The following is a 412-nucleotide window of genomic DNA, read 5'->3' as shown; positions in this document are numbered from 1 at the left end:
GCCACGCAGCAGCGGATACAGGAAATAGGAGATCACCGTACGGTTGCCGACCTTGATTTCCGTGGTCACAGTCATGCCGGGAAGCAGCCGCACCGGGCCATCTGTGGCATTCAGCCGGGTATCGGCAAGCAGGATCCGCGCCTTGAAGAAGGGGGCGGCTGGCTGGCTGGGGGTGGCAGTCTGCTCCTGTTGGCCGGTCAAGAAGGTATCCTGGCTGATGGTCCTCACCTCGCCTGTCGCGGTTCCGTATTTCTGGAACGGATAGGCGTCGAGCTTGATACGGGCTTCCTTGCCGACGGCCACCCGGCCGATATCGCGCGTGTTAATCGAGACTTCCGCTTCCAGCGGCACGTTAATGGGCACGAGTGTGACCACCGGCTCCGCCTCCCGCACCACCGAACCGACCGAGCGC

The 412-nt window shown here is 63.1% G+C and carries 1 protein-coding gene; it reads right to left on the bottom strand.

From position 1 onward, the window contains the following. On the bottom strand, window positions 1-412 hold a 412-nt coding region (locus K6M89_RS30635; protein ID WP_222141865.1), incomplete at both ends, for a beta-barrel domain-containing protein.

Origin of the sequence: Rhizobium croatiense (assembly GCF_019793465.1) — a bacterium.
GTDB classification, from domain to species: Bacteria; Pseudomonadota; Alphaproteobacteria; order Rhizobiales; family Rhizobiaceae; genus Rhizobium; species Rhizobium croatiense.
The sequence above is the reverse complement of the archived record's forward strand: the minus strand, read 5'-3'. Positions and strand labels throughout refer to the sequence as shown.